The following is a 24,267-nucleotide window of genomic DNA, read 5'->3' as shown; positions in this document are numbered from 1 at the left end:
AATGTGATTCTCGCGGAGCAGTATCCTGTACGGATGGTTGCTTCTCCAATAGGGAGAAGCTAGTTTCCAGGTCATGGATCAGTTCCTGGCCTTCACGGTGGTGGGCCTGAGCACCGCCGCGATCTACGCCGTGATCGGCAGCGGCCTGGTACTCACCCACACCACGGCGGGTGTCTTCAACTTCGCCCACGGCGCGGCCGGCATGCTCGCGGCCTTCTCCTACTGGCAGCTCGCCGTCGGTTGGGAATGGCCGGTGCCGCTCGCCCTCGCCGCAGTGCTGCTCGTCCTCGCACCCGCCTTCGGCCTGGTCGTGGAGCGGGTGCTGATGCGCCCGGTCCAGGCCCTCGGCGAGGCCGAGCGTCTCGTGATGACGGTGGCCCTGCTCACCGGATGCATCGCGCTGGCCCGCTGGGTCTGGGACCCCAACACCGCCCGGCCTCTCGCCCCGTTCTTCGCCGACCGCTCCGCCATCCGGCTCGGCCCCGCCACCATGACCTGGCACCAGGCCGTCACCGTGGCCGTCGCGGTCGCCGCGGCCGCGGCACTGTGGTTCCTGCTGCACCGCACCCGGGCCGGCACGGAGATGCGCGCCTCGGTCGACGACCGCCCCCTGGCCGGCCTGACCGGCGCCGACCCGCTGCGGGCCGGCCGCCTCGCCTGGATCCTCGGCATCCAGCTCGCCGCCGTCGGCGGCGTCCTCATCGCACCCACCGTCGCCCTCGACGCCCAGCAGCTCTCCCTGCTCATCGTCAGTGCCTACACCGCCGCCGTCTTCGGCGGACTGCGCAGCCTGCCGCTCACCTTCCTCGGCGCGGTGGTCGTCGGCCTGCTGGAGGCGTACCTCGCCGGGTACCTGCCGCGGAACGACTACCTGCCGGGCCTGCGCCTGGCCGCCCCCGCGCTGCTGCTCCTCCTGGCGCTCCTCGCCTTCCCGCACCGCCGGCTGCGCGGACGCGACCGGCAGCTGATCCGCGTACCCCTGCCTACGGCACGCGGCAGCCTCGTCTTCGCCGGGAGCGTCCTGCTCCTCGCACTGGTGCTGGTCACCGTCCTGACCGAGGACGGGGTTGTCTCCTACGGCACGGTCTTCTCCCTCGGCATCATCGCCCTGTCCTTCGTGCCGCTGGCCGGCTTCACCGGCCAGGTCTCGCTGTGCCAGCTGTCCATCGCGGGGATCGGCGCGGTGGTGTGGGGCCACCTCGGCGCGCACGGCGAGCTGTGGGCGCTGCCCGTCGCCGTACTGACAGCGGCGGTGGCGGGCGCCGTCGTCGCCCTGCCCGCGCTGCGCCTGTCCGGCGTGTACCTGGCGCTCGGCACCGCCGCCTTCGCCGTGATCCTGGACCGCTGGGTCTTCACCCTGCCCGCCTTCGAGGTGTTCGGCGTCCGCATCACCCTGTTCGACCAGGGGTCCGTTCCGGTCACCGGCCCCGACCTGTTCGGCCTGCGCCTGACCTCACCGTCCGAGCTGCTCCTCCTCGCCGCCTGCTGCCTGGCGCTCGTCTCGCTCGCCGTCGCGGCGTTGCGGCGCGGACGGTTCGGCCGCCGGCTGATCGCCCTGCGCGACAGCGAGGCCGCCTACGCCACCCTCGGCGGACGTCCGCTCGGCGCCAAGGTGGCGGTCTTCGCCCTGTCGGCCGGCATCGCCGGGCTCGGCGGTGCCCTCTACGGCATGCAACTGCAGACCGTCACCGCCGAGCAGTTCAACCTCGTCGCCGGCCTGCCACTCTTCCTCATCGCGGTCATCGGCGGGCTCGGAGCCGTGGGAACGGGCCTGTTCGTCGGGATCGCCTTCGTCGTCCCGGCCCAGTTGCTCGGCCACCTCGGCCCCTGGGCGCACGACGTTTCGGCGCTCCTCATCGCACTCGCCGGCATGGGGCTCGCGCACAGCCCGGCCGGCGTCGTACCCCGCATGCACGCCGAGTGGAGAAGGCTCGCCGACGACCGGACGCTGTTATCCGCGCTGCTCGGCGTGCTCACCCTGTGCTGGATCCTCGCCGCCACCGGCCCGGTCCACGACGGCCTGACCCTCGCCGTGGCGCTGGTGGCCGCGGTGGCGCTCAACGCCCGCGCGTCCGCGCGTGGCCGCCCGCCCGCCGACGTCCCCGTGGAGTGGTGGGGCATCCGCCGGCCATGGCGGGCCGAGGACGGGGAGGTGCTGAGCCGTGCCACTGCTGCGTACTGAGGAGGTGAGCGTCTCCTTCGGAGGCCGCCGCGCGCTGGACTCGGTGTCCGTGAGCGCGGAAGCCGGCCGGGTCACGGGACTCATCGGACCCAACGGCGCGGGCAAGAGCACCCTGTTCGACGTCATTTCCGGCTTGCGCAGGCCACGGACCGGCCGCGTCCTGCTCGATGGTCAGGACATCACCGGCGAGGACCCTGCCCGCCGGGCGCGGCGCGGTCTGTCCCGCACGTTCCAGCACCTGGAACTGTTCGGCCGGCTCACCGTGCGCGACAACCTCCTCGTCGCCGCCGAACTCGGCCCCGGGCGGCGGCACGCGGCCCGCACAGCTGACCGGGTGCTGGCACGCCTGGGCCTGACGGACCTGGCCGACGCGCCCTGCGACGCCCTGCCCACCGGCGCGGCCCGGCTCGTCGAGGTCGCCCGCGCCCTGGTGCTGGATCCGAAGGCGCTGCTGCTCGACGAGCCTGCGGCGGGGCAGGACGCGGAGGAGACCGGACGCTTCGCCGAGCTGCTGCGCACGCTCGCGGCGGAGGGCACCGCCGTGCTCCTCGTCGAACACGACATGAGCCTGGTGATGACGGTCTGCGACGAAGTGCACGTGCTGAACCTCGGCACCGTCGTCGCCAGTGGTCCGCCCGCCCGGATCCGCCACGACGAGACGGTCCTCACGGCTTATCTGGGGAAGGAGCGACCATGAGCGCCACCGGGACGCCGCTCCTCGAACTGAGCGGGGTCAACGCCGCCTACGACGGCATCACCGTCCTGCACGGCGTGGACATCAGGGTCGACGCGGGCCGGATCGTGGCCCTGCTGGGCCCCAACGGGGCGGGGAAGACCACGACGCTGAAGGTCGCCGCCGGGGTCCACCCGCCCAGCGGTGGCCGGCTCCGCCTCGGCGGCCGGGACGTCACCGGCGCCCGGGCCGGCGACCTGGCGCGGGCCGGCGTCTGCCTCGTCCCCGAGGGACGGGGCGTGTTCCCCAACCTGTCCGTGCGGGACAACCTCTGGATGATGACCTTCACCGGCCGCACCCGGGAGGAGATCGAGGACGCCGCCTACGCCCGCTTCCCCGTCCTCGCCGAGCGGCGCTCCCAGCCCGCCGGCACCCTCTCCGGCGGCGAGCAGCAGATGCTCGCCCTGGCCCGCGGACTCACCACCGACCCCGCCGTCCTGCTGCTCGACGAACTGTCCATGGGACTGGCCCCCCGGGTCGTGGCGGACCTGTACGAACGCGTCGCCGAGATCGCCCGGGAGGGCGTCGCGGTCCTGATCGTCGAGCAGTTCGCCGCCGCCGTCCTGCGCATCGCCCACCACGCCGCCGTCCTCACCCGCGGGCGCATCCCGTGGCAGGGGCACCCCGACGGCTCGCTGCACGCCGAACTCTCCTCCTACTACCTGGGGAGCGCCCCATGACGTCCAGCCCCGCCCCCGAGCCGCGCGCGGAACGCTTCGTCCGCCGACTCGCCGAACTGAAGGTCCCCGACCCTGCGGCCGCGCGTGCGGCCCTGTGGCTGCGCCTCGGCGGACTTCTCATGGCCGCCGGACTCCTGCTCGGCGCGGTTGCCTTCCCCCTCGCCCACGGCACCGACAACTCCCTCGCCCAGGGCGACGCCCTCGCCATCGGGCTGGGCGGAATCACGGCCGCGGTGGTGGGCGCTGCACTCTTCCTGCGCTACTCGCTCACCGGCTTCCTGCGCTTCTGGCTGGCCCGCCAGTCCTACGACCTGGAGCTGCTGGGCGAGCGGCTCGGCCGTACGCCCCCGAACGCCCCGCAACCGGAAGGAGACCAGCGCAATGGCGCCCCCCGTACCGACCCCGCGCCCCGGTGATCAGCTCGCCTCCGCCACCGACACCACCCGGGTGATCGTCATCCGGGCCCCGCAGCAGGCGGCCGGCCCCATCGAATGCGGCGGCAGCCCCATGCTCCCCGCCGCCCAGGCGCCCGCACCGCCCCCGGCCTACGGCCCCCCGGCCACGCTCATCGGCAAGCGGTACGTGGACGCCGCCGACACCCTGGAGCTCCTGTGCACCGCGTCCGGTTCCGGCCACCTCACCTACGGCGGCGAGCCGTTGGCCGTCAAGGCCCCCAAGGCACTGCCCGCCTCGGACTGATCCGATCCCGAGCCCAAGGAGAGCCCTCATGGACCGCGACGACATGATCCTGATCAGCGTCGACGACCACATCATCGAGCCGCCGGACCTCTTCGCCAAACACCTGCCGGACCGCTACAAGAAGGACGCCCCGCGCCTGGTCCACCGCGAGGACGGCACCGACGTCTGGCAGTTCCGGGACAACACGGTCGGCAACGTCGCGCTCAACGCGGTCGCCGGGCGTCCCAAGGAGGAGTACGGCATGGAGCCGCAGGGGCTGGACGAGATCAGGCCCGGCTGCTACGACGTCGACGAGCGGGTCGCCGACATGAACGCCGGCGGCGTCCTGGCCCAGATGAACTTCCCCTCCTTTCCCGGCTTCTCCGCCCGCATGTTCGCCACCGAGGACTCCGACTTCTCCCTCGCCCTCGTGCGCGCCTACAACGACTGGCACATCGACGAGTGGTGCGGGGCCCACCCCGGCCGGTTCATCCCGATGGCACTCCCGGCGATCTGGGACGCCGAACTGTGTGCCCAGGAGATCCGGCGGGTCGCCGAGAAGGGCTGTCACTCGCTGACCTTCCCCGAGAACCCGGTCCCGCTCGGCTACCCCAGCTTCCACTCCGAGTACTGGGACCCGGTGTGGCGTGCCCTCACCGACTGCGGGACGGTGATGAACCTGCACATCGGCTCCTCCGGACGCCTCGCCATCACCGCTCCCGACGCCCCGCCGGACGTCATGATCACCCTCCAGCCGATCAACCTGGTCCAGGCCGCCGCCGACTTGATCTGGTCCCGGGTCCTCAAGGAGTACCCCACGGTCAGGATCGCACTGTCCGAGGGCGGCACCGGCTGGATCCCGTACTTCCTCGACCGGATCGACCGCACCTTCGAGATGCACGCCACCTGGACACTTCAGGACTTCGGCGGGAAGCTGCCCTCGGAGGTCTTCCGCGAGCACTTCCTCACCTGCTTCATCTCCGACCCCGTCGGGGTGAGGCTGCGTCATGAGATCGGCGTGGACAACATCTGCTGGGAGGCGGACTACCCGCACAGCGACTCCATGTGGCCGAACGCGCCGGAGGAACTGCACGAGGTCCTCACGGCGAACGACGTGCCGGACGCCGAGATCGACAAGATGACCCACGAGAACGCGATGCGCTGGTACTCCTTCGACCCGTTCGCGCACATCCCGCGCGACCGGGCGACGGTGGGCGCGCTCCGCAGGGCAGCCGAGGGCCACGACGTGTCCGTGAAGCCCCGGAGCAAGCAGGTGGCGGTCGCCCCGGCGGAAAAGCTGGCGAACTACCGCAGGAAGGCCGAGGCCGCACTCGCGGCGGTCAAGGACTGACCGCGTGTGCGGTTCGGGGACGGCCGGGGCACGGGACCATGTCTTGTTCGCCGACGTCTGCCTAGTCCCGTCCGAGCGCCTGGCCGGTATTCTCCCGGAATGACACAGCAGCCCAGGTCCGACGAGCGGAGGCCCGCGAGCGGCGGCCCGAAGGCCGCCGCTCGCAACCGAGCCGCCCTCATCGCCGCGGCCCGGGAGATCTACGCGGAGCACGGTCTGGACACTCCGCTGTCGGCCATCGCACGCCGGGCCGGCGTCGGCCAGGGCGTGTTGTACCGGCACTTCCCCGACCGGGCCGCCCTGGCGCTCGCCGTCCTTGAGGAGAACGTCCGGCAGATCGAGCGGGCAGCGGCGGCGGACGGTGCGGACCTGCCCCGGGTCCTCGGCGTGCTGACCTGGCACCAGACGGAGTCGACCGCTTTCGTCGGCGTCCTGCACGCCGACGGCACGGCCAGTCACTCCGGCACCCCCGCCTATGCGGTGGCGCTGTCCCAGCGGATCGAACGTGCCCTGCGCCGGCTTCTGCCCACCGGCCATCCGCTCGCCGCGGAGCCGAACGACCTGATGATCGCCGTCGGCATGGTCTCCGGTGCCGTCACCGGCCCCACGCGCGAGCACCGGGAGCGCCGGGCCCTGGTGGCGTGGCGGTTGCTCGGTGTCGAGGTGGGGCCGGTGCGGCCTTTCGAGGAGTGAGGGACGTCAGCCGCCGTTGGACTGGCGGATACCCTCCGCCAGCGCGTCGAAGGAGTACAGGTAGCCGCCGTCGGGTCCGCTGACGGTCACGTACGCCTTGGTCCCGCCGGGGGTGATGGCCACGTTGGTCGCCGATTCGAGCCCTTCGGCCTCGCGGGCCGGGACCTCGACGGTGGCCAGGCGCTCACCGTGCTTGCTGTACACCGCCATCGCGGGCCGCCCGTGCAGGGCCTGGTACAGGTTGCCGTCCGCGTCCACGGCGATCGAGTCGGTCTGCGCGATGCCGCCGTCGACCCGGATGGCGGTGTGCCGCGAAGCAACTCCTCCCTTGTCGTCCAGGAGGAGGTAGGAGATGCGGTTCTGCGTCAGTTCGCTGAACCACAGACCGCGGTAGTCGGCGTCGAACGAGATGCCGTTCGGGGAGGCCAGTCCGTCTGCCAGGACGGTGGCGTTCTTCCCCTCGCGGTCGATCCGCACCACGCGGCCCTTCGCCTCGCCCTCGGACATGCCGCGTGAGTCGCTGACGTACAGGTTGCCCTCCCGGTCGAAGGCGAGGTCGTCGGGGTTCATTCGGGCTCCGTCGACCTCGCCGGAGAAGAAGGTCCGCGGATCGCCGCCGTCGGGGGCGAGACTCACGATGTCGCCGTGGGAGAAGTCGGTCAGGTAGATCCGTCCGTCATACGGGCTGAACTGGGCGGAGGTGTAGGTGCCCCGATCGTCGGTGTGCACCCGCTCCGAAGTCCTTTTCCGGACGTCCACGCGCAGCACCTTCGGCTCACCGGCCGGGGCGGTGACGTCCACGACGAGCAACTTGCCGTCCTCGTCGAAAACGGGACCTTCCAGCAGGGTCATACCGGTCTGCTCGTGCACCTCCGTCAGCCGCAGGACCTTCTGGGCGCGCAGGGTCCGGTCCGCGCCGGCGCCTCTGCCGGCGGGGGTACCGCTCACTTCCGTACCGCACCCCGTGAGGGCCAGCAGTCCGATCACGGCGAGCCCGGCGAAGGGCCGGGTCGGGAGTCGTCGCATGAGAGTCGCTCTTCCTGTTCCGAGGTGTGCGGAAGCAACATCCGCCCCGACCGGACAGCGCTGTCCGGTTGTTGTTAGGGTAGTGCATGGCCGCTCAAGTCCCATGACTTCCCGATCAGTTCATGGGCGCCATCACCCCCTGGCAGCGAACCGGAAGGAACGAGGTCCCCCACATGACCCATTCACAGGAGCTGACTCCCGAGGCGCTCGCCGGGCTCCGCGAGCGTTACCGGGCGGAACGGGAGCGACGGGTGCGCCCCGACGGCACCCGGCAGTACCTCGGCGCCGACGCCGAGTTCGGCTACTACGCCGCCGACCCGTACGTCGGAGAGGTGGCCGAGCGCGAACCGGTGCGCGACCGCGTGGACGTCGCCGTCGTCGGTGGTGGATTCGGCGGCATCCTCGCCGGGGCGCGACTGCGCCAGCGGGGTGTCCAGCGGGTCCGCGTCATCGAGAAGGGCGGTGACTTCGGCGGGACGTGGTACTGGAACCGATACCCGGGCATCCACTGCGACATCGAGTCGCACGTGTACCTGCCCCTGCTCGACGAGACCGGTTACGTGCCGGAGTGGAAGTACGCTCCCGGCGAGGAGATCCGCCGCCACGCGGTACGGATCGCGGAGAAGTTCGACCTCTACGCGGACGCCCTGTTCTCCACGGCGGTCACGTCACTGACCTGGGACGACACCGCAGAGGCGTGGATCGTCACGACGGACCGGGGCGACAAGTTCCGGGCCACCTACGTCGTCACGGCCACCGGCACCCTGACCGAACTGAAGCTGCCCGGCATCCCCGGCATCGAGACGTTCAAGGGCCACACCTTCCACACCTCGCGCTGGGACTACGCCTACACGGGTGGTACCCCGGACGGCGGCCTGACCGGCCTCTCGGACAAGCGCGTCGGCGTCGTGGGAACGGGGGCCACCGGCGTCCAGGTCGTCCCGAAGCTGGCCGAGGACGCGGGCCACCTCTACGTCTTCCAGCGCACCCCCTCCAGCGTCGACATACGCGCCAACCGCCGCACCACCGCCGGTGACGTGGGCGCCGACCACGACGGCTGGGCACGGGAACGCCGCGACAACTTCCTGCGCATCGTCTCCGGTGAGACCGCCGAGGAGGACCTCGTCGCGGACCGGTGGACGGCGTCGGCCGGACTGCTGGAGAAGCTCCTGCCCAGCTTCCGGCGGCAGGGCGACCGGGCGGCCTTCGAGGCGGCGTACGAGGTCGCGGACGCCGCCAAGATGAACGAGATCCGCGCCCGCGTCGAGGAGATCGTCACCGACCCGGACACCGCTGAGAAGCTCAAGCCCTGGTACCGGTACGCCTGCAAGCGCCCGACCTTCTCCGACCTGTACCTCCAGGCGTTCAACCGGGACAACGTCACCCTCGTCGACACCGCCGACACCCACGGCATCGAGCGCATGACCGAACGCGGCGTCGTGGTCGGCGGCACCGAGTACGCACTCGACTGCCTGATCTTCGCCACCGGGTTCTCCGTCGGCGTTTCCGGCATTCACTCCGGCAGGCTGCCCGTCCGCGGCCGGGGAGGAGTCCAACTGCTCGACGCGTGGGCACGGCACGGCGTCCGCACCCTGCACGGCTTCACCAGCAACGGCTTCCCGAACCTGATCCAGATGGGTTCGCTGCAGAACGCCAGCAGCGTCAACTTCACGCACATTCTGGACGAGCAGGCCATGCACGCCGCCGCCCTCGTCGCGGCCGCCGAGGCCAAGGGCGCCCTCATCGAACCGTCCCGCGAGGCCGAGGACGCCTGGATCACCACCCTGGCGCAGGACGCCCCCGACCACGAGTGGTTCCACGCCGAGTGCACCCCCGGCTACTACAACAGGGAAGGACGCGGTCGCCCCAACGGCCCGACCGCCTACCCGCACGGCGCCGTCGCCTTCCACGACCTGCTGAAGCGCTGGCGGCACCAGTCCATGGACGAAGTGCTCCGCACCAGGACCACCGCTCGCGACTGAGGGTGTAGCCCGCTACACCCTCACAGGGGGAGCGGGCTCTCCCGCCCGGTGTGCCCCGTCCGCCTAATCTGAGCGATATGTGGAAAACGATCGTTCAGGCCGCGCGGGCCACTGCCCACCTGGGCAGATCGGTGGCGATGGTGTTCGCCATGTGCCTGTTCGCCTGCGTCGTCTGCGTCACCGTGGCCGGGTCCTTGATCGTCGCGGGTGTCTGGCTGATCCCCGAGACGGTGCTCCTGATCCGACGCATCGCCGGCGCGAAACGACACATGGTCGCCACGTGGACGGGGCAGGAGGTCCCGCAGGCGTACCAGCCGATCACCGGCCGTCTCCGCCAGCGCCTGCGCACGGCACTGCGCGACCCCGGGACCCGCTCCGACCTGCTCTGGATGGCGGCCTTCTACATCTACGGCTGGATGGGCCTGCTGACGCTCGCCCTGTGGCCGCTCGGCCTCGTGACCGACGGAGTGTGGTGCGGCCTGTTGCGACGGCGCCCGGTCGTCCTGCCGCTGATCAGTCGGCTCGCGGACCTGGAAGCCGCATGGTCGGCGTCCCTGCTCAAGCCCTCTCCGCAGGCACTGCTGGCGGCCCGTGTCGACGAGCTGACCCAGACCAGAGCGGGTGCCGTCGCCGCGCACGCGGCGGAACTCCGACGCATCGAGCGCGATCTGCACGACGGAACACAAGCCCACCTCGTGTCCTTGTCCATGCGGCTGGGACTCGCCCGCCGCGCCTACGACAGCGCGCCAGAGACGGCACGCAAGCTCCTCGACGAAGCGCAGGAACAGGCACAGCAGGCCCTGACCGAACTGCGTCACGTGGTACGGAACATCCATCCCCCGATCCTGTCGGACCGGGGCCTGGCCGGAGCGGTGCGGGCGCTGGCGGCCGGCAGCGGACTCGACGTGACCGTCGACACCGATGGCCTGGCCGACGACGGGCCCCGGGCGCCCGCGGCGGTCGAGGCGGCCGCGTACTTCGCGGTGGCCGAGGCCCTGACCAACGCCGCGAAGCACAGCAGCTCGTCCCGTGCGTCCGTCCGGCTGGAGCGGACGCGCACCGGTCTGCGGGTGACCGTGCGGGACGAAGGTGAGGGCGGCGCGGACGAGACGAGCGGCTCCGGGTTGCTCGGCATCCGTCGCCGGGTCGCCGCGCTGGACGGTACGGTGACGGTGACCAGTCCCGAAGGAGGACCGACAGTGGTGGCCGTGGAGCTCCCTTGCGTGTGGTGATCGCCGAAGACAACGCCCTTCTGCGGGAAGGTCTGGTGCTCCTGCTCACCTCCTCCGGACACGAGGTCGCGGCCGTCGCCGGCACCGGGCCGGAGATCCTGCCCGCCCTGCTGGAACACCGGCCGGACGTCGCCGTACTCGATGTGCGCATGCCACCGACCTTCCGGGACGAGGGACTGCGCGCGGCGCTCGCCGCCCGTGAGCGGATTCCGGGCCTTCCCGTCCTGGTGCTCTCGCAGTACGTCGAGGAGTCCTACGCCGCCGAGCTGCTGAGCGGCGGCAGCAGCGGCCTCGGATACCTGCTCAAGGACCGCGTCGGACGCGTGGACGAGTTCCTCGACGCACTGGAACGGGTCGCGGCCGGCGGCACGGCCCTGGACCCCGAGGTCGTCACCGAGCTGCTCACCCGCCGCCGTGACTCACCGCTGGACTCGCTGACCCCGCGCGAACGCGAGGTGCTGAAGCTGATGGCGGAGGGACACGACAACACCACCATCGCCGAGACCCTGGTCGTGACGGAACGCGCGGTGAGCAAGCACATCGGCAACGTGTTCCTCAAGCTCGGTCTGCCGCCCAGCGACAGCGGTCACCGCAGGGTGCTGGCGGTCCTCAGGTATCTGAAGGACCCGCGCTCAGCCGTGTGACCTGCGCGATGGTGGAGCCCGCTACACCATCGGTTCGGGAGCGCACTCCCTCGTCGTGGCAGTCGCCGGACGGGATCGTGGAGAGCACACCAGGGCACGCCACCTCGGCGTCCGCCACAGCGGACGCCAGGGACCGCCCTGGCTCTTGCTCCGTTCCGCTGATGTGGAGGTTTTCTCCCCGCCATGGCAACTTTCCTGTATCAAGTCGGCCGCATGGCCTTCCGGCGGCGTTGGCTCGTGACCCTCGTCTGGGTGGCCGTGCTGGGTGCCGTGGGCTTGGCCGCCGCCAAGGCGCCCGCCGCTCCCGATGACGGGTTCGCCATGCCGGGCCTGGAGTCGCAGAAGGCGTTCGACCTGATGGACGAGCGTTTCCCGGGCTCAGGTGCCGAGGGCGCCAGCGCCCGGCTCGTCTTCGTCGCGCCCGACGGGGAGAAGGTCACCGCCACGGAGAACAAGGCGGCCATCGAGAAGCTCGTCGACGAAGCCGCCGACGGCTCGCAGGTGGTCCGCGCCGTCGACCCCTTCCAGGCGAAGGCGGTCAGCGAGGACGGCTCCACCGCGTACTCCACCGTGACCTTCGAGGTGAAGGCGGCGGATCTGACCGACGGGAGCAAGGAGCACCTGGAGCAGGCCGTCGACCAGGCCAGGGACACCGGTCTGACCGTCGAGATCGGCGGCAACGCCCTGGCCACCCAGCCCGCGGCGGGCGGTTCGGCCGAGGTGATCGGCCTGCTGGTGGCCGCGGTGGTCCTGCTGGTCACCTTCGGCTCCCTGGCCGCCGCCGGACTGCCGCTGCTGACCGCGATCATCGGTGTCGGCATCAGCATGGCCGGCATCATCGCCCTGGGGAGCACCTTCGGACTCTCGCTGACCACCGGCACGCTCGCCTCCATGCTTGGACTGGCCTGCGGCATCGACTACGCCCTGTTCGTCGTCTCCCGCTACCGCGAGGAGCGCGGCAAGGGACACGCTCCGCAGGAGGCCGCCGCACTCGCCGTCGGCACCGCCGGATCGGCCGTGGTCTTCGCAGGTCTGACCGTGGTCATCGCTCTCGCCGGACTGTCCGTGGTGGGCATCCCGATGCTCACGAAGATGGGCCTCAGCGCCGCCGGCGCCGTCGTCGTCGCCGTCCTGATCTGCCTCACCCTGGTCCCGGCCCTGCTGGGCTTCTGGCCCAAGGCCGTCCTCGCCCGCCGGACCCGCAAGGCCACCAGGGGAGGCCGTTCCGGAAGCCTCGGGCACGACCACGGCGGCACGGTCGACAACCACGGCAGCCGCTGGGCCCGCCTCGTGGTGCGCCGCCCCCTTCCCGTGCTGCTGCTGGGCGTGGTCGGCCTGGGCGCGCTGGCCCTCCCCGCGACCGGTCTCCAACTGGGCATGCCCGGGGACGAGGCCAAGCCCACCTCCACGACCGAACGCCGCGCCTACGACGCCCTGGCCGAGGGCTTCGGCCCCGGCTTCAACGGCCCGCTGACCGTCGTGATCGACACCAAGGACAGTGACGACCCCGAGGCCGCGGTGAGCACCATCTCCCAGGAGATCGCGGCCACCGACGGAATCGTGTCCGTCTCCCCGGCCCAGTTCAACCAGGCCCGCGACGCGGCCATCATCACCGCCACCCCCTCCACCGCTCCCACCGACGCGGCCACGATCGACCTGGTGAAGACCATTCGCAGCGACCGGCTGGCTGTTGAGGAGCGGGTCGGAGCGACGTACGAGATCACCGGCAGCACCGCGGCGAACATCGACTTCGCGCAGAAGTTCCAGTCGGCGCTGGTGCCCTACCTGATCACCGTGGTGGGTCTGGCCGTCGTGCTCCTGCTGCTGGTCTTCCGCTCCCTCCTGGTCCCGCTCAAGGCGGCGCTGGGGTACCTGCTCTCCGTGCTGGCCGCCCTGGGCGCGGTGGTCATGGTCTTCCAGCACGGCTGGGGCGCCGGCCTCCTCGGTATCGAGCAGACCGGCCCGATCATGAGCATGATGCCGATCTTCCTGGTGGGCATCGTCTTCGGCCTGGCCATGGACTACGAGGTCTTCCTCGTCTCCCGCATCCGCGAGGCCCACGTCCACGGGGAGCGGCCCGGTCAGGCCATCGTCTCCGGCTTCCGCTCCAGCTCCCGGGTGGTGGTCGCCGCCGCCCTGATCATGATGGCGGTCTTCTCCGGCTTCATCGGATCCGCCGAGTCCATGATCAAGGTGATCGGTTTCGGTCTGGCCGTCGCGGTCCTCTTCGACGCCTTCGTCGTCCGCATGGCCATCGTCCCCGCGGTCCTCGCCCTGCTGGGCGACCGCGCCTGGCGCCTGCCGCGCTGGCTGGACCGGCTGCTGCCCGACATCGACGTCGAGGGCGAGGCCCTCATGCGCAAGCACGCCACCGACGAGGTGCCGGCCGGACAGCCGCAGGCCGAACCCGCCTACCGCGGGTGAAGCGAAGCACGATTCGGTGGGCGGCCTGACGTACCCATCCCACCGGCCAGTCGCGGGGCCGCCCGAGCGGTAGCGGCCCCGTCACTCGCCTCTCCCGTGGGGACGGGGAACGGCGAGTACCGGGCCCGGCGGTGAGCGCACCAAGCTCACCGCCGGGCCCGGCCCCCATTCAGCAGGTTGCGTCTTCCCTCCCCACAACGCCCGGCGCCGGAGCGTGGGTCCGTCACGGGACGCGGGCCGGTTGCTGCCGTCCGTCCCGTGCGGCGGTGGGCTGTGTGCCTGTCCGGCCGGCCCGACCGTTATCCGATATTGATGAAGTGCGCCTTGTGGACGGCCCCCGGCTTCCTATTGGCTGCCGACAGCGTCACTGACGCGCGTCGGTAGGCGCCGCGTGCCCCATCGAGCCGACCGGGCCGAGGCCGACAAGGAGCAGCCATGAGCAGCGACCCGGTGGGACGCGGTGTCATCACGACCGGCGCGGCGTCCGTCATCGGAGGGGCCACGGCTCTCGCGTCGGCGCGGGCGTACGTGCGGGTCCCCGTCGCCGACACCGTGGTCGAGGAGATCGAACAGACCGGGGGTACGGCTGTCACCGTCACCGGTGACCCGAGCGACCCGCTGGTGGTGACCGCCACGGGTTCTTCGGGGCCGCCGGCCCGCCACATGCGCGTCCTGCCGGCCGGACATCCCTGACATCCCGCATCGCTAGGAGATCGAGTCCATGACCACGCCCGTCATTGCCGGATTCCACCCGGACCCCTCCGTGTGCCGCGTCGGCGATACCTACTATCTGGCCAACTCCAGCTTCGAGTACGTACCGGGCGTCCCCGTCCACCGCAGCACCGATCTGGTCACCTGGACCCACATCGGCCACGTCCTGACCCGTCCGAGTCAGCTCGCGCCGCACGCCGGGACCGCCGGCTCGGGCATCTACGCGCCGGCACTCCGTCACCACGGTGGCAGGTTCTGGCTGGTGACGACGAACATCCACGAAGTACGCCGAGGTCACCTGATCGTGTCGGCCGAGAACCCGGAAGGACCGTGGACCGATCCGGTCCACGTGACGGGCACCATCGGCATCGACCCCGACCTGGTGTGGGACGACGCAGGGGTATGTCACCTCACGTGGGCGTCTTTCCTGCCCGGCCTGCGTGGCATCGCGACCGTGCCGATCGATCCCGCGACCGGCGCCATGCTGGCCGAGCCCCGGCTGCTGTGGGGCGGCACCGGTCTCGCGGCCCCGGAGGGGCCCCACCTGTACCGTCTGGGGGAGTGGTGGTACCTCCTGCTCGCGGAAGGCGGCACCGAGCGGGGCCATGCCGTCACCGTCGCCCGAGCCCGGTCCCTCGACGGCCCCTTCGAGGCGGCGCCGCACAACCCGATCCTCACGCACCGCAGTACGGACCACCCGGTCCAGAACACCGGGCACGCCGACCTCGTGGAACTGGCCGACGGCTCGTGGGCCATGGTCTACCTCGGTGTCCGGCCCCGCGGCAGGACCCCCAAGTTCCATGTCAATGGGCGTGAGACCTTCCTCGCCGGCGTGGACTGGGTGGACGGCTGGCCGGTCGTGGACGAACAGCGCTTCGCCGTGAAGACGCAGGACCACTCCTTCACCGACCGCTTCGAGACACCGGAACTCGATCCACGCTGGGTGGCGCCCGGCACGAGCCCCGCCGACTTCGCCCGCCGGGGGAGCCGAAACGGTCTTCTGCTGGAGAGCCGGCCGCAGCAGCAGGCGCCGGCACTGCTCCTGACGCGTGTCCGGGACACCCGGTGGACGGCACGGGCACGGATGGACACCTCCGCCGGCACCGGGCGTTTCCTGCTGCGCATCGACAGCGACCACTGGTACGGGCTGACCGCCGACGCGGACACCGTCGAGGCGACGGTCTCGATCGGCCCCGCCGTCAGTACGGTCGCACGGATACCTCGTCCCACCGGGGGCACCGTGCTCCTGAGCATCACCGTCCGTGACTCCGACCGGCCCGGGCCGTTCGGTACACCCGACGAACCCGACCTCGTGGAACTGGCCGTGGTGGGTGACGACGGCACGAGCCACGTCCTGGGCACCTTCGACGGACGCTACCTCTCCACGGAGGTGGCCGGGGGGTTCACCGGACGGATGCTCGGTGCCGAACCGGTCCGGGGCCGGGTCGTGATCGAGGAGGTGACCTACTCGTCACACCTGGGATGAGGGGCACGGCAAGGCGCCGGGGGCGACCGCTCGCCGGCCCTTCTGCGATGAGGGGACCCTTCCCCGAACCGGCTCAGACTCGCTGTCCTGCCTCACCACCCCCCTTTTCCGCCTCCGCGATCCAGCTGCCCATGAGAGCGGTCCCGGTGACGAAGTGGGGCCCGTGCGGGCGGTCCAGGAACCCGTGGGTGGACCCCCGGACGACATGGCGGTCGACCCGGGTGCCGGAGTCCACCAGCTCCCTGGCGAACGCCTCACCGGAGGCACGGAGGGTGTCGCGATCCGCGTCGACCATCAGGGTGGGCGGCATCGGTGGCAGCCGGTGGCCGCCGGGGAAGGCGAACGGCAGGGCCATGGCCTCGGCGGAGCCCGCGTAGTTGTGGTTCATCCGCCGTACGGTGTCCGGGCGGAACTGGACGAGTCCGTGACGGCCGCGCAGCCGGTCGCGCACTGTCTCCGGGACCGGCGGCAGCGTCGCGTGGAAGGTGCCGTAGGCCAGCACGAGACCCGCGGGCGACGGCTTTTCCTCCGCGTGCAGGCGCAGCCCCGCGGCCGCGGCGAGGCAGGCGCCGGCGCTGGCGCCGCCGAGCATTACCGGGCCCTGTTCGCGCGCCACGGCACCGAAGGCGTCGACCACGTCGTCGAGCGGCACCGGGAAGCGCACGCCCGGCAGCCGGCCGGGGCCGGGGTCACGCCACGGGTTCCACCGCGGCACCCGGCGGTAATCGACCGCGACGACCTCGATCCCGTGCCGGACCAGGGCGGCGCCCACGGCGTGGGATTCGCACTGGTCGAGGCCGCCGCCGGAGAACGCGCCGCCGTGCAGCCAGACCAGCGTGCCCGCGGCGGGGCCGGCGGGACGGTAACGCCGGGCCGGGATGGCGCCGTGGCGGCCGCCCACGGAGCCGTCGGTGAAGTCGACGCCGTCCAGCAGCGCCGCCATCGCCCGTGCGGTCCTGCCCCTCATGCGCCGGTTCCGCCGAACAGGGCTCGCAGGTCGCGCTCCAGGTCGGCGGCGCCGCCGGGAGCACGGGCCGCCATGGCCGCGAGCGACATACCGTCGATGTGGTCCCCGGCCGCCTTGATGGGGACACCGGGGAAGTGGCTTTCCAGGACGTCCAGTACGGCCGACCACAGGTCGGGGTCGCGCCGGATGTCCCGGACCGGTGTCTCCATGGTGATGTCGGCCCGGTCGTTCGTGCCCGCGGCGCGGTAGCGCCAGACATGCTCACCGGCACCGACGTGTTCGACGCGTAGCTCCGGGTGCAGGGGCAGTTCGACGACGGCGGTCGCGTCCCCGGGGACGGTGACGCGGACCTCCATGTCCTCGCCGTCCAGACGCCAGGAGACCTCGGCCCGGCCGAGCACGGTGTCGTGCGCGGCACGTGCCCGGGTGAGGCCGCCTCCCGGCCGCGGGGCGACGCGGAAGCGACGCCAGCCGGGCTCCACCCGTTCCAGGCCGCCGACGACCCGGTGCAGCCAGTCGGCCACGGCGCCGAGGGCGTAGTGGTTGAGCGAGGTCATCCCGGTGGAGTTGAGCGTGCCGTCCGGCAGGACGGAGTCCCACCGCTCCCAGATGGTGGTCGCCCCCATCGTCACCGGGTAGAGGAAGGACGGGGCCTTCTCCTGGAGCAGCAGGTCGTAGGCCTCGGCGAGATGACCGGTGGCCGTCAGGGCGTCGGTGAGCAGCGGTGTCCCCGCGAAACCGGTGGCGACCGTGAAGCCGGCCTTGCGCACCACCGCGGCGAGCCGCTCGCCGGCGGTCGGGAGCTGGCCCTCGTCGAGGACGCCGAACATGATGGCCAGGGCGTAGGCGGTCGCCGACTCGTTCACGACCCGGCCGGCCGGCGACACGTACTCCCTGCGGAACGCCGCGCGCACCCGCTCGGCGAGCCGGGTGTAGTGCTCGGCGTCCTCGGTCTCGCCGAGGATCTCGGCGGTCCGCGCGAGCTCCCGCGTCGTCTTGCACAGGTAGGCGGAGGCGACCAGGTGTGCGTCGGTCTTCCCGCCGGCCGGGTTGTCGGCGGGAGCGTCCGGGTCGAGCCAGTCACCGTACTGGAAGCCGCTGCTCCACAGGCCGTGCTCGTCGAGCATGGGCTCGACCGCCCGCATGAAGGCGGTCATGGAGGCGTACGCGGAACGCAGCACGGCCGGATCTCCGTACTCCTGGTAGAGCTGCCAGGGCAGGCTGATCGCGACGTCGCCCCACAGCGCGGTCGGCGAGGACCCGGTCCGCAGCACGTCGGGAACGACCATCGGCACGTTCCCCGTCTCCGCCTGCTCGGCCGCCAGGTCCCGCAGCCAGGATTCCAGGACGCCCCGCACGTCGTAGAGGTAGACGGCGGTGGGGGCGAACGCGTTGAGGTCACCGGTCCAGCCGAGCCGTTCGTCGCGCTGGGGACAGTCGGTGGGGACGCCGACGAAATTGCCCCGCATCGACCAGACGGCGTTCTCGTGCAGCTTGTTCACCAGCGGATGGGACGTCTCGAACCAGCCGGTGCGCACCATGTCGCTGTGGACGACGACGGCCCGTACCGCGTCGGCGTCGAAGTCACCGGGCCAGCCGTCGATCTCGGCGTAGCGGAAGCCGTGGAAGGTGAAGCGCGGCTCCCACGTCTCCTCGCCCCCGCCGCGCAGCGTGTACCGGTCGGTGGCGGCCGCCGTGCGGTTCGTCTCCGTCTCCAGCTCGCCCTCGGGCGTCAGGATCTCGGCGTGCCGGAGGGTGACGGTGTCTCCCCGCCGGCCCTCGACCCTGAGACGGACCCAACCCGAGATGTTCTGCCCGAAGTCGACGATCGTGCGGCCGGACGGACTGGTGAGCACCGCTGCCGGCGCGAGTTCCTCGATGCGCCGGATCGGGGGTGCCGTGGGTGTCCGCAGGGTGTCGGGATCCCACTCGAAGGGCGTGGCCCGGTCCCATGTGGAGTCGTCGAAACCGGGCCGGTTCCAGCCGTCGGGTTCGAGGCGGGCGTCGTGGGTCTCGCCGGCGTAGATGCCGTTCGCACGCACGGCCCCGGTGCCGACGCGGAAGGACTCGTCGGTGCCGACGACCTCCACGCGGTCGTCGAAGCGCAGCTCCAGCTGGGCGAACAGAGCGGGCCGGTCGCTGTAGTTGTGGCGCTGGTTCTCCCAGGTGAGAGCACCCACCGCCCAGCCTTCGCCGACGACGGCGCCGAAGGCGTTCGCGCCCGTCCGCAGCAGGTCGGTGACGTCGTGCTCCCGGACCACGAGGTGGTGCCGGTAGCTGGTCCAGCCGGGGGCGAGGACGTCGTCGCCGACCCGGACACCGTTGACGTACGGCTCGACGATGCCCAGGGCGGTGACGTGCAGCACGGCGCGCCGGAGGCCGTCGGCCACCTCGAAGTCCCGGCGGAAGTACGGTGCCGGGTCGCCCTCGGCGGACGGTGCGGCGGCGCTGATGAACCGGGCCTGCCACGGGTGCGGCATGGATGGGTCTCCTTGCGGGTGCTGTGGAGGTGTGAAGGTCGTCATGGCGGTCCTCCGCTCAGCGCGCTCAGGCGTACCGGGCCGGGACCGTGAGCGTGCGGCTGCCGGCGATCTGTTCGCTGCTGGTGCCGACGAGGACCGTGACGTCACCGGCCTCGATACCGCGGGCGCCGTCGGGCAGGGTGTGGAACAGCCGCTCCAGCGGTGCCTCCAGCACCGTCTCGGCGCTCCTGCCCGCCCGCACCGTGACGCGGGCGAAGGCGAGCAGTCGACGCACCGGCCGTACGACCGATCCGTGCTCGTCCCGGGCGTAGACCTGGACGACGGTGGAGCCGTCCCGGTCGCTGTTGTTGGTGGTGCGCGTGCGCACCGTGACCGTGGAGCCGTCGTCCGAGAGGGCCGCGTCCTCCAGGCCGACCTGGAGATCGGCGTAGCCCAGACCGTGCCCGAACGGGTAGAGCGGGCCACTGTCCAGGTCGTTGTAACCGGGGCGGCGGCCGGTCGGGTGGGCGTAGCCACTGCCGTACGGATGGCCGTGGAAGAGGGGGATCTGTCCGACGTCCCGGGGGAAGGTCATCGGCAGGCGGCCGCCGGGTTCCACGGCACCGGTCAGGACGTCCGCCACCGTCGCCGGGCCGTGGGCGCCGAGGAGCGGCGCGAGGAGCACCGCCGCGGACGCCTCGGCGACATCGGGGACGACGAGCGGCCGTCCGGTGACGAGCACCGTCACCAGCGGGACGCCGGCCCGCGCGAGCACCGACACCAGTTCGTGCTGGTTGCCGGGCAGCCGCAGCCTGGCCGAGGTCTGGCCCTCGCCGGCCGTGTGTTCGCCCGCCCAGCCGGTGCGCTCGCCGACGACCGCGACGACCACGTCCGCGTCCCGCGCCGCGCCGAGCACCGCGTCGGCGTCGATCGGACCGGTGGTGTCCGGGGATCCCGCGTCGACGAACGTCACGTCGGTCCCCGGCACGGCCGACAGCGCGCCCAGCAGCGTGGGGGTGTCCGGGTACTGCTCGCGGGCCATGGCCTCGAAACGGGGGCCGATGCCGGGGATACGCGTGTTGAACAGCTCGGTGAAGATGTACTTCTCCGGGTCGATGCCGGGCACCTGACCCGACCTGATCAGCTGCATCGCCAGCGGCACCTCGGCGTTGGCCACGTCCGTGTAGGCGCCGAAATGGATGCGCAGCTCGTCGGCGAGACTGCCGACGACCGCCACCTTGGTACCGGGGCGCAACGGCAGCGTGCCGTCGTTCTGCAGCAGTGTCACCGCGTGCTCGGCGATCTCCCGACCGACGGCGGTGGCCGTCGTGCGGTCGAGCGGCTCGGGCGCACGCGGACGTCGGCGCGGCACATAGTCCGGCACCAGGCCCAGGTCGCGCTTGACGTCCAGCACCCGTCCCACGGCGGTGTCGACCGCCTCCTCACCGACGAGGCCGGCTTCGACGGCCTCGCGCAGCTTCCGGAAGCTCTCGTCCGCGGGAAGTTCCACGTCGAGACCGGCCGAGAGCGCCTGTGCGGCGGCTTCCCGCTGGTCTCGGGCGGTGTGGTACACCGAGTGCAGCATGGTGACAGCGTCGTAGTCGCTCACCACCAGGCCCGTGAAGCCCAGCTCGCCGCGCAGCAGGTCGGTGAGCAGCCACCGGTTCGCCGCGGCCGGTACGCCGTCGATCTCGTTGTAGGAGTTCATGACGACCGAGAGCCCGGCCTCGTCGATCGCCCGCCGGAAGGGCACGGCGTACTCGTCGGTGAGCTGCCTGCGCCCAAGGCTCGTCCGCGCCTGGTTGAGGGCGCCGTCGGAGCTGCCGTATCCGAGAAAGTGCTTGCCGGTCGCGAGCACACCCGAATCGCCCTCGGGTCCGTTCACTCCGCGGATGAAGGCGACGCCCATCTGAGCCGCCAGTTCCTGGTCCTCGCCGAACGTTTCGTGGACCCGGCCCCAGCGCGGGTCGCGTGCCAGGTCCAGGACGGGGGAGAAACACAGATGGATTCCGTAGTCCCGGAACTGTGCGCTCGTCAGGGCGGTGCTGCGCCTGATGAGTCCGGGCATCCAGGTGGCCGCCTGCGCCCAGGCCGTGGGGAACTGGATGCCCGTACCGTGGACCAGTCCGTTGAGTCCCTCGGCGTGGACGAGGGTGCCGATGCCGAAGCGGCTCACCTCGCGGGCCTTCGCCTGGACGTCGGCGAACACGCGCCGCAGCTCGCCGGCGGGCAGCGGCAGCATCCAGGCCAGTGACAGGTGCCCGAGCCCGTGCGGGCGCAGGTGCGCGATCCGGTCGGTGTCGACGAAGAACGCCGTCGTGCGGCCCTCCTCGGTGGAGAGGTCCACGTCCGTGTCCTGCCGCATCGAGAACAGCTCGGGGAAGATCATCCCGTGGAGCTGGGCGATCTTCTCGTCGAGGTCGAGTTTGCGGACGAGTGCGCTGAGGTCGCTCATGCGGGAATCTCCAGGTCGGTGGTGGTGTCGGCAGGGGAGGGGAAGCCCGGCAGGGGGCCTCGCGCTTCGGCGACGGTGAGCCGGAGACGGACCGCCGCACAGCCCTCGGCCACCATCTCGACGGTGATCGTGCCGGGCCCGGTCGGGCGGACCACCGCCAGGGCGCGTCCGTCGAAGGTGCGCCGGACGTCCGATCCGAAGGTCTCCTCGGTGACCGGTGCGCCGCTGCCGAGGCCCTGCAGGACTCCGGCGCCGGAGACGGTCACCCGGACGTCGCGGTCGAGGGCGGTGTGCACGACGCCGGCGTGGTCGGTGAGGGTGACCTCGACGAAGGCGAGGTCACGTGTGCCGGCGTACAGCACGTCACGGTCGGCGGCGGCGGTGAGGCGCAGATCGTCCGTCGCCGAGGTGAGGGAGGTACGGCCGGTCTCGGCACCGGCACGGTAGGCGACGGCGACCAGCTCACCGGGCCGGTACAGCAGCTCGAAGTCGGCCCGGAAGGCCCGCTCGCCGCCGACGGGAGCGCGTCCGACGGACTCGCCGTCCAGCAGCAGTTCGACCTCGTCGGCATCGGCGTACACCTCGACGTGCACGGGGGCGCCCTCGAAGCCGGGCCAGCTCCAGCTGGAGACCGAGTCGGTCCACGCCCACGGTGTCGCCACGGCGACGGGCATGCCGTGGCGCTCCGGGCGCCGCACGGCGATGTAGGGCTCCGTGCGCAGGCCGAACACGATCTCGCGGTAGTACGACACCGGCCGGCGGTGCCCGGTGAGGTCCAGGTCACCGCAGTACGCCGACAGTCCCGGATAGGCGGTGGAGAAGCCCTGGGCGGCGCCCGCGGCGCCCGCGTACTTGACGACGCCGATGCCGGTCTCGCCCAGGTAGTCGATGCCGGACCAGGTGAAGTCGCCGATGACGTGCGGGTGCTTTTCGACCAGGGCCCAGTTGCGGTCGATGACGGTCGGCCAGGTCTCGGTGCCGACGATGACGCGGTCCGGGAAGAGACCGGCCTCCAGGGCGTAGCGGGACTCGCCGTAGTTGAGGCCGGCGACGTCGAGGGCCGCGAAGGACTCCTCCGTGCGCTCGCTCACCATGGGGGAGGAGACGATGTGGCCCATCATCTCGCCGAACGCGTTCATCATGCCGTTGACGCCGCCCCCGGCGTCCTGGCCGGTGTCCGACGCGCCGGCCTCCCGTGCCGCCGCCCGCCGTTTCGCCATGCCGTCCAGGACGAGGTCGAGGACGGACACGAAACCGTTGATGCCGTTGGTCACCAGGCGGGTGCCGTCGAGGGCGCGCAGTTTCTCGGCGAGCCGTCTGCTCCAGCGGGCGCCGTCCGGGGCGCCGGTCTCCGGGATCTCGTTGCCGATGCTGTAGAAGATGACGCTCGGGTGGTTGAAATCCTTGGCGACCATGGCCTCCAGGTCGCGTTCCCACCACTCGGGGAAGTCGGCCGAGTAGTCGAAGTCGTTCTTGCCCTGCGTCCACATGTCGAAAGCCTCGTCCATGACGTACATGCCGAGGCGGTCGCACGCGTCGAGGAGGGCACTGCTCGCGGGGTGGTGGGAGCTGCGGATCGCGTTGAACCCGGCGGCCTTCAGCAACTCGATCTTGCGTTCCTCCGCGCGCCCGATGGCCGCGGCGCCGAGCGGGCCGTTGTCCCCGTGCAGGCAGGCGCCGCGGAGTTTGACCGCGGTGCCGTTCACTCGCAGGCCGCGCCGGGCGTCGACCCGGACCGTGCGGATGCCGAACGGCACGGACACCTCGTCGACCACCTGATCGCCGTCGCCGAGTTGCACGCGGACCGTGTAGCGGGTCGGTGTCTCGGCGCTCCACAGCCGCGGACGGTCGATCAGCAGGCGCAGGCGCGCCGTCTCGGCGTCCGCCGGCAGCAGGGTGACCGGCGCCCGGCCCTGCGCGACCTCGACGCCCTCGTCATCGGTGACGACGGCCGTCAGCCGCAGGGTGGACGTCACCGCTCCCGCGTTCTCCACCCGCACGGCGACCTCGGCGACCGCCAGCTCTTCATCGACGTCAGGGGTCGTGACACGGACGCCGTCCACGGCGATGTGCGCGGGGCCCTTCACGATCAGGCGCACGTCCCGGTGAATGCCGCAGCCCGTGTACCAACGGCTGTCCAGGTGGGTGCGGCAGGACACGCGCACCTCGTTGTCGGGGTTGTCGGCCCCGAACCGCAGATGCGGATCGATGCGCACCAGGAACCGGGAATACCCGAAGGCGTGACGCCCGGCGAAAGCGCCGTTCACGGACACGACGGCGTCGCGGTACACGCCGTCGAACTCAAGGAACAGCAGCTTGCCGCAGTCCTCCTCGGGCACGGTGAACGTCTTGCGGTACTCGAAGGCGCCGCCGGTGAAGTAGCCGTTGGTGTGTCCGCCCGGCGCGTCCGGGTGCCGCTCGGTGGTGATCAGGGCGTCGTGCGGCAGGGTCACCGGCGTCCAAGGCGCCGCCGCCGTCCCGCCCAGCTCCTGGAACGGTGTCACCTTGCGGCGGTAACTCCAGCCGGTGTTGAAGTCCGCGTACGTCATGGTTGTCTTCCC

General features: G+C 71.6%; 18 protein-coding genes. 13 read left to right on the top strand and 5 right to left on the bottom strand.

Going from position 1 to position 24,267, the window contains the following annotated elements:
- The first annotated feature begins 73 nt into the window (after nt 1-73).
- From AC07D6_RS27730 to AC07D6_RS27700, 7 genes are all read left to right on the top strand, one after another.
- Nucleotides 74-2,182 (top strand): branched-chain amino acid ABC transporter permease, encoded by a 2,109-nt coding sequence (locus AC07D6_RS27730; RefSeq protein WP_479048862.1) that lies wholly within the window; start codon nt 74-76, stop codon nt 2,180-2,182.
- Nucleotides 2,163-2,879: an ABC transporter ATP-binding protein gene (locus tag AC07D6_RS27725; protein ID WP_388294922.1), complete on the top strand. Its 717-nt coding sequence runs from the start codon at nt 2,163-2,165 to the stop codon at nt 2,877-2,879. The genes AC07D6_RS27730 and AC07D6_RS27725 overlap by 20 nt, the downstream gene beginning before the upstream one ends.
- Nucleotides 2,876-3,595, top strand: coding sequence for an ABC transporter ATP-binding protein (locus AC07D6_RS27720; protein WP_479048859.1), 720 nt, complete (start codon nt 2,876-2,878; stop codon nt 3,593-3,595). Before AC07D6_RS27725 ends, AC07D6_RS27720 begins: the two co-directional genes overlap by 4 nt.
- Complete coding sequence (locus tag AC07D6_RS27715) at nt 3,592-4,011, top strand: hypothetical protein (protein ID WP_479048856.1); 420 nt, start codon at nt 3,592-3,594, stop codon at nt 4,009-4,011. Before AC07D6_RS27720 ends, AC07D6_RS27715 begins: the two co-directional genes overlap by 4 nt.
- Nucleotides 3,977-4,294, top strand: coding sequence for a hypothetical protein (locus AC07D6_RS27710; protein ID WP_479048853.1), 318 nt, complete (start codon nt 3,977-3,979; stop codon nt 4,292-4,294). The genes AC07D6_RS27715 and AC07D6_RS27710 overlap by 35 nt, the downstream gene beginning before the upstream one ends.
- A 28-nt stretch (nt 4,295-4,322) precedes the next feature.
- Nucleotides 4,323-5,624 (top strand): amidohydrolase family protein, encoded by a 1,302-nt coding sequence (locus AC07D6_RS27705; protein ID WP_479048850.1) that lies wholly within the window; start codon nt 4,323-4,325, stop codon nt 5,622-5,624.
- A gap of 99 nt (nt 5,625-5,723) precedes the next feature.
- Nucleotides 5,724-6,317, top strand: a complete 594-nt coding sequence (locus AC07D6_RS27700; RefSeq protein WP_479048848.1) for a TetR family transcriptional regulator — start codon at nt 5,724-5,726, stop codon at nt 6,315-6,317.
- A 6-nt stretch (nt 6,318-6,323) separates the two neighbouring features.
- Here the strand turns inward: AC07D6_RS27700 and AC07D6_RS27695 are convergent, their stop codons facing one another.
- Nucleotides 6,324-7,343, bottom strand: a complete 1,020-nt coding sequence (locus tag AC07D6_RS27695; RefSeq protein ID WP_479048846.1) for an SMP-30/gluconolactonase/LRE family protein — start codon at nt 7,341-7,343, stop codon at nt 6,324-6,326.
- Nucleotides 7,344-7,516: 173 nt separating this feature from the next.
- On the opposite strand from AC07D6_RS27695, the gene AC07D6_RS27690 reads away from it, so the two are divergent.
- From AC07D6_RS27690 to AC07D6_RS27665, 6 genes are all read left to right on the top strand, one after another.
- Nucleotides 7,517-9,325 carry a flavin-containing monooxygenase gene (locus tag AC07D6_RS27690; RefSeq protein WP_479048842.1) on the top strand — a complete coding sequence of 603 codons (1,809 nt, stop codon included), beginning with the start codon at nt 7,517-7,519 and terminating at the stop codon, nt 9,323-9,325.
- A gap of 77 nt (nt 9,326-9,402) precedes the next feature.
- Complete coding sequence (locus AC07D6_RS27685; RefSeq protein WP_479048839.1) at nt 9,403-10,557, top strand: sensor histidine kinase; 1,155 nt, start codon at nt 9,403-9,405, stop codon at nt 10,555-10,557.
- Nucleotides 10,545-11,201 (top strand): LuxR C-terminal-related transcriptional regulator, encoded by a 657-nt coding sequence (locus tag AC07D6_RS27680; protein WP_479048836.1) that lies wholly within the window; start codon nt 10,545-10,547, stop codon nt 11,199-11,201. Before AC07D6_RS27685 ends, AC07D6_RS27680 begins: the two co-directional genes overlap by 13 nt.
- A 183-nt stretch (nt 11,202-11,384) precedes the next feature.
- A complete protein-coding gene (locus AC07D6_RS27675) occupies nt 11,385-13,625 on the top strand; it encodes an MMPL family transporter (protein WP_479048834.1) in 2,241 nt (746 codons plus the stop codon).
- 435 nt (nt 13,626-14,060) lie between these two features.
- Nucleotides 14,061-14,318, top strand: coding sequence for a hypothetical protein (locus AC07D6_RS27670; protein WP_479048832.1), 258 nt, complete (start codon nt 14,061-14,063; stop codon nt 14,316-14,318).
- Nucleotides 14,319-14,346: 28 nt separating this feature from the next.
- On the top strand, nt 14,347-15,822 hold the full coding sequence (locus tag AC07D6_RS27665; protein WP_479048830.1) for a glycoside hydrolase family 43 protein: 1,476 nt from the start codon (nt 14,347-14,349) through the stop codon (nt 15,820-15,822).
- Between the two features lie 73 nt (nt 15,823-15,895).
- On the opposite strand, the gene AC07D6_RS27660 is transcribed toward AC07D6_RS27665, so the two are convergent.
- From AC07D6_RS27660 to AC07D6_RS27645, 4 genes are all read right to left on the bottom strand, one after another.
- The gene (locus AC07D6_RS27660; RefSeq protein ID WP_479048826.1) at nt 15,896-16,789 is read right to left on the bottom strand and encodes an alpha/beta hydrolase; all 894 of its coding nucleotides are present in this window, start codon (nt 16,787-16,789) and stop codon (nt 15,896-15,898) included.
- Nucleotides 16,786-19,269 (bottom strand): alpha-L-rhamnosidase, encoded by a 2,484-nt coding sequence (locus AC07D6_RS27655; protein WP_479048824.1) that lies wholly within the window; start codon nt 19,267-19,269, stop codon nt 16,786-16,788. Before AC07D6_RS27655 ends, AC07D6_RS27660 begins: the two co-directional genes overlap by 4 nt.
- Nucleotides 19,270-19,336: 67 nt before the next feature.
- On the bottom strand, nt 19,337-21,706 hold the full coding sequence (locus tag AC07D6_RS27650; RefSeq protein ID WP_479048822.1) for a beta-glucosidase: 2,370 nt from the start codon (nt 21,704-21,706) through the stop codon (nt 19,337-19,339).
- Complete coding sequence (locus AC07D6_RS27645; protein ID WP_479048820.1) at nt 21,703-24,255, bottom strand: glycoside hydrolase family 2 protein; 2,553 nt, start codon at nt 24,253-24,255, stop codon at nt 21,703-21,705. The genes AC07D6_RS27650 and AC07D6_RS27645 overlap by 4 nt, the downstream gene beginning before the upstream one ends.
- Nucleotides 24,256-24,267: the final 12 nt, after the last annotated feature.

This window comes from Streptomyces sp. NPDC045287, from assembly GCF_056432325.1.
This window is presented reverse-complemented; position numbering and strand designations above follow the sequence as displayed.

What these genes read in the sequence shown, in the direction of transcription:
- AC07D6_RS27685 (WP_479048839.1), top strand. Translation starts at nt 9,403, where the DNA reads ATGTGGAAAACGATCGTTCAGGCCGCGCGGGCCACTGCCCACCTGGGC.
- AC07D6_RS27690 (WP_479048842.1), top strand. Translation starts at nt 7,517, where the DNA reads ATGACCCATTCACAGGAGCTGACTCCCGAGGCGCTCGCCGGGCTCCGC.
- AC07D6_RS27720 (WP_479048859.1), top strand. Translation starts at nt 2,876, where the DNA reads ATGAGCGCCACCGGGACGCCGCTCCTCGAACTGAGCGGGGTCAACGCC.
- AC07D6_RS27645 (WP_479048820.1), bottom strand. Translation starts at nt 24,255, where the DNA reads ATGACGTACGCGGACTTCAACACCGGCTGGAGTTACCGCCGCAAGGTG.
- AC07D6_RS27730 (WP_479048862.1), top strand. Translation starts at nt 74, where the DNA reads ATGGATCAGTTCCTGGCCTTCACGGTGGTGGGCCTGAGCACCGCCGCG.
- AC07D6_RS27715 (WP_479048856.1), top strand. Translation starts at nt 3,592, where the DNA reads ATGACGTCCAGCCCCGCCCCCGAGCCGCGCGCGGAACGCTTCGTCCGC.
- AC07D6_RS27695 (WP_479048846.1), bottom strand. Translation starts at nt 7,343, where the DNA reads ATGCGACGACTCCCGACCCGGCCCTTCGCCGGGCTCGCCGTGATCGGA.
- AC07D6_RS27710 (WP_479048853.1), top strand. Translation starts at nt 3,977, where the DNA reads ATGGCGCCCCCCGTACCGACCCCGCGCCCCGGTGATCAGCTCGCCTCC.
- AC07D6_RS27650 (WP_479048822.1), bottom strand. Translation starts at nt 21,706, where the DNA reads ATGAGCGACCTCAGCGCACTCGTCCGCAAACTCGACCTCGACGAGAAG.
- AC07D6_RS27670 (WP_479048832.1), top strand. Translation starts at nt 14,061, where the DNA reads ATGAGCAGCGACCCGGTGGGACGCGGTGTCATCACGACCGGCGCGGCG.
- AC07D6_RS27655 (WP_479048824.1), bottom strand. Translation starts at nt 19,269, where the DNA reads ATGCCGCACCCGTGGCAGGCCCGGTTCATCAGCGCCGCCGCACCGTCC.
- AC07D6_RS27705 (WP_479048850.1), top strand. Translation starts at nt 4,323, where the DNA reads ATGGACCGCGACGACATGATCCTGATCAGCGTCGACGACCACATCATC.
- AC07D6_RS27675 (WP_479048834.1), top strand. Translation starts at nt 11,385, where the DNA reads ATGGCAACTTTCCTGTATCAAGTCGGCCGCATGGCCTTCCGGCGGCGT.
- AC07D6_RS27700 (WP_479048848.1), top strand. Translation starts at nt 5,724, where the DNA reads ATGACACAGCAGCCCAGGTCCGACGAGCGGAGGCCCGCGAGCGGCGGC.
- AC07D6_RS27665 (WP_479048830.1), top strand. Translation starts at nt 14,347, where the DNA reads ATGACCACGCCCGTCATTGCCGGATTCCACCCGGACCCCTCCGTGTGC.
- AC07D6_RS27660 (WP_479048826.1), bottom strand. Translation starts at nt 16,789, where the DNA reads ATGAGGGGCAGGACCGCACGGGCGATGGCGGCGCTGCTGGACGGCGTC.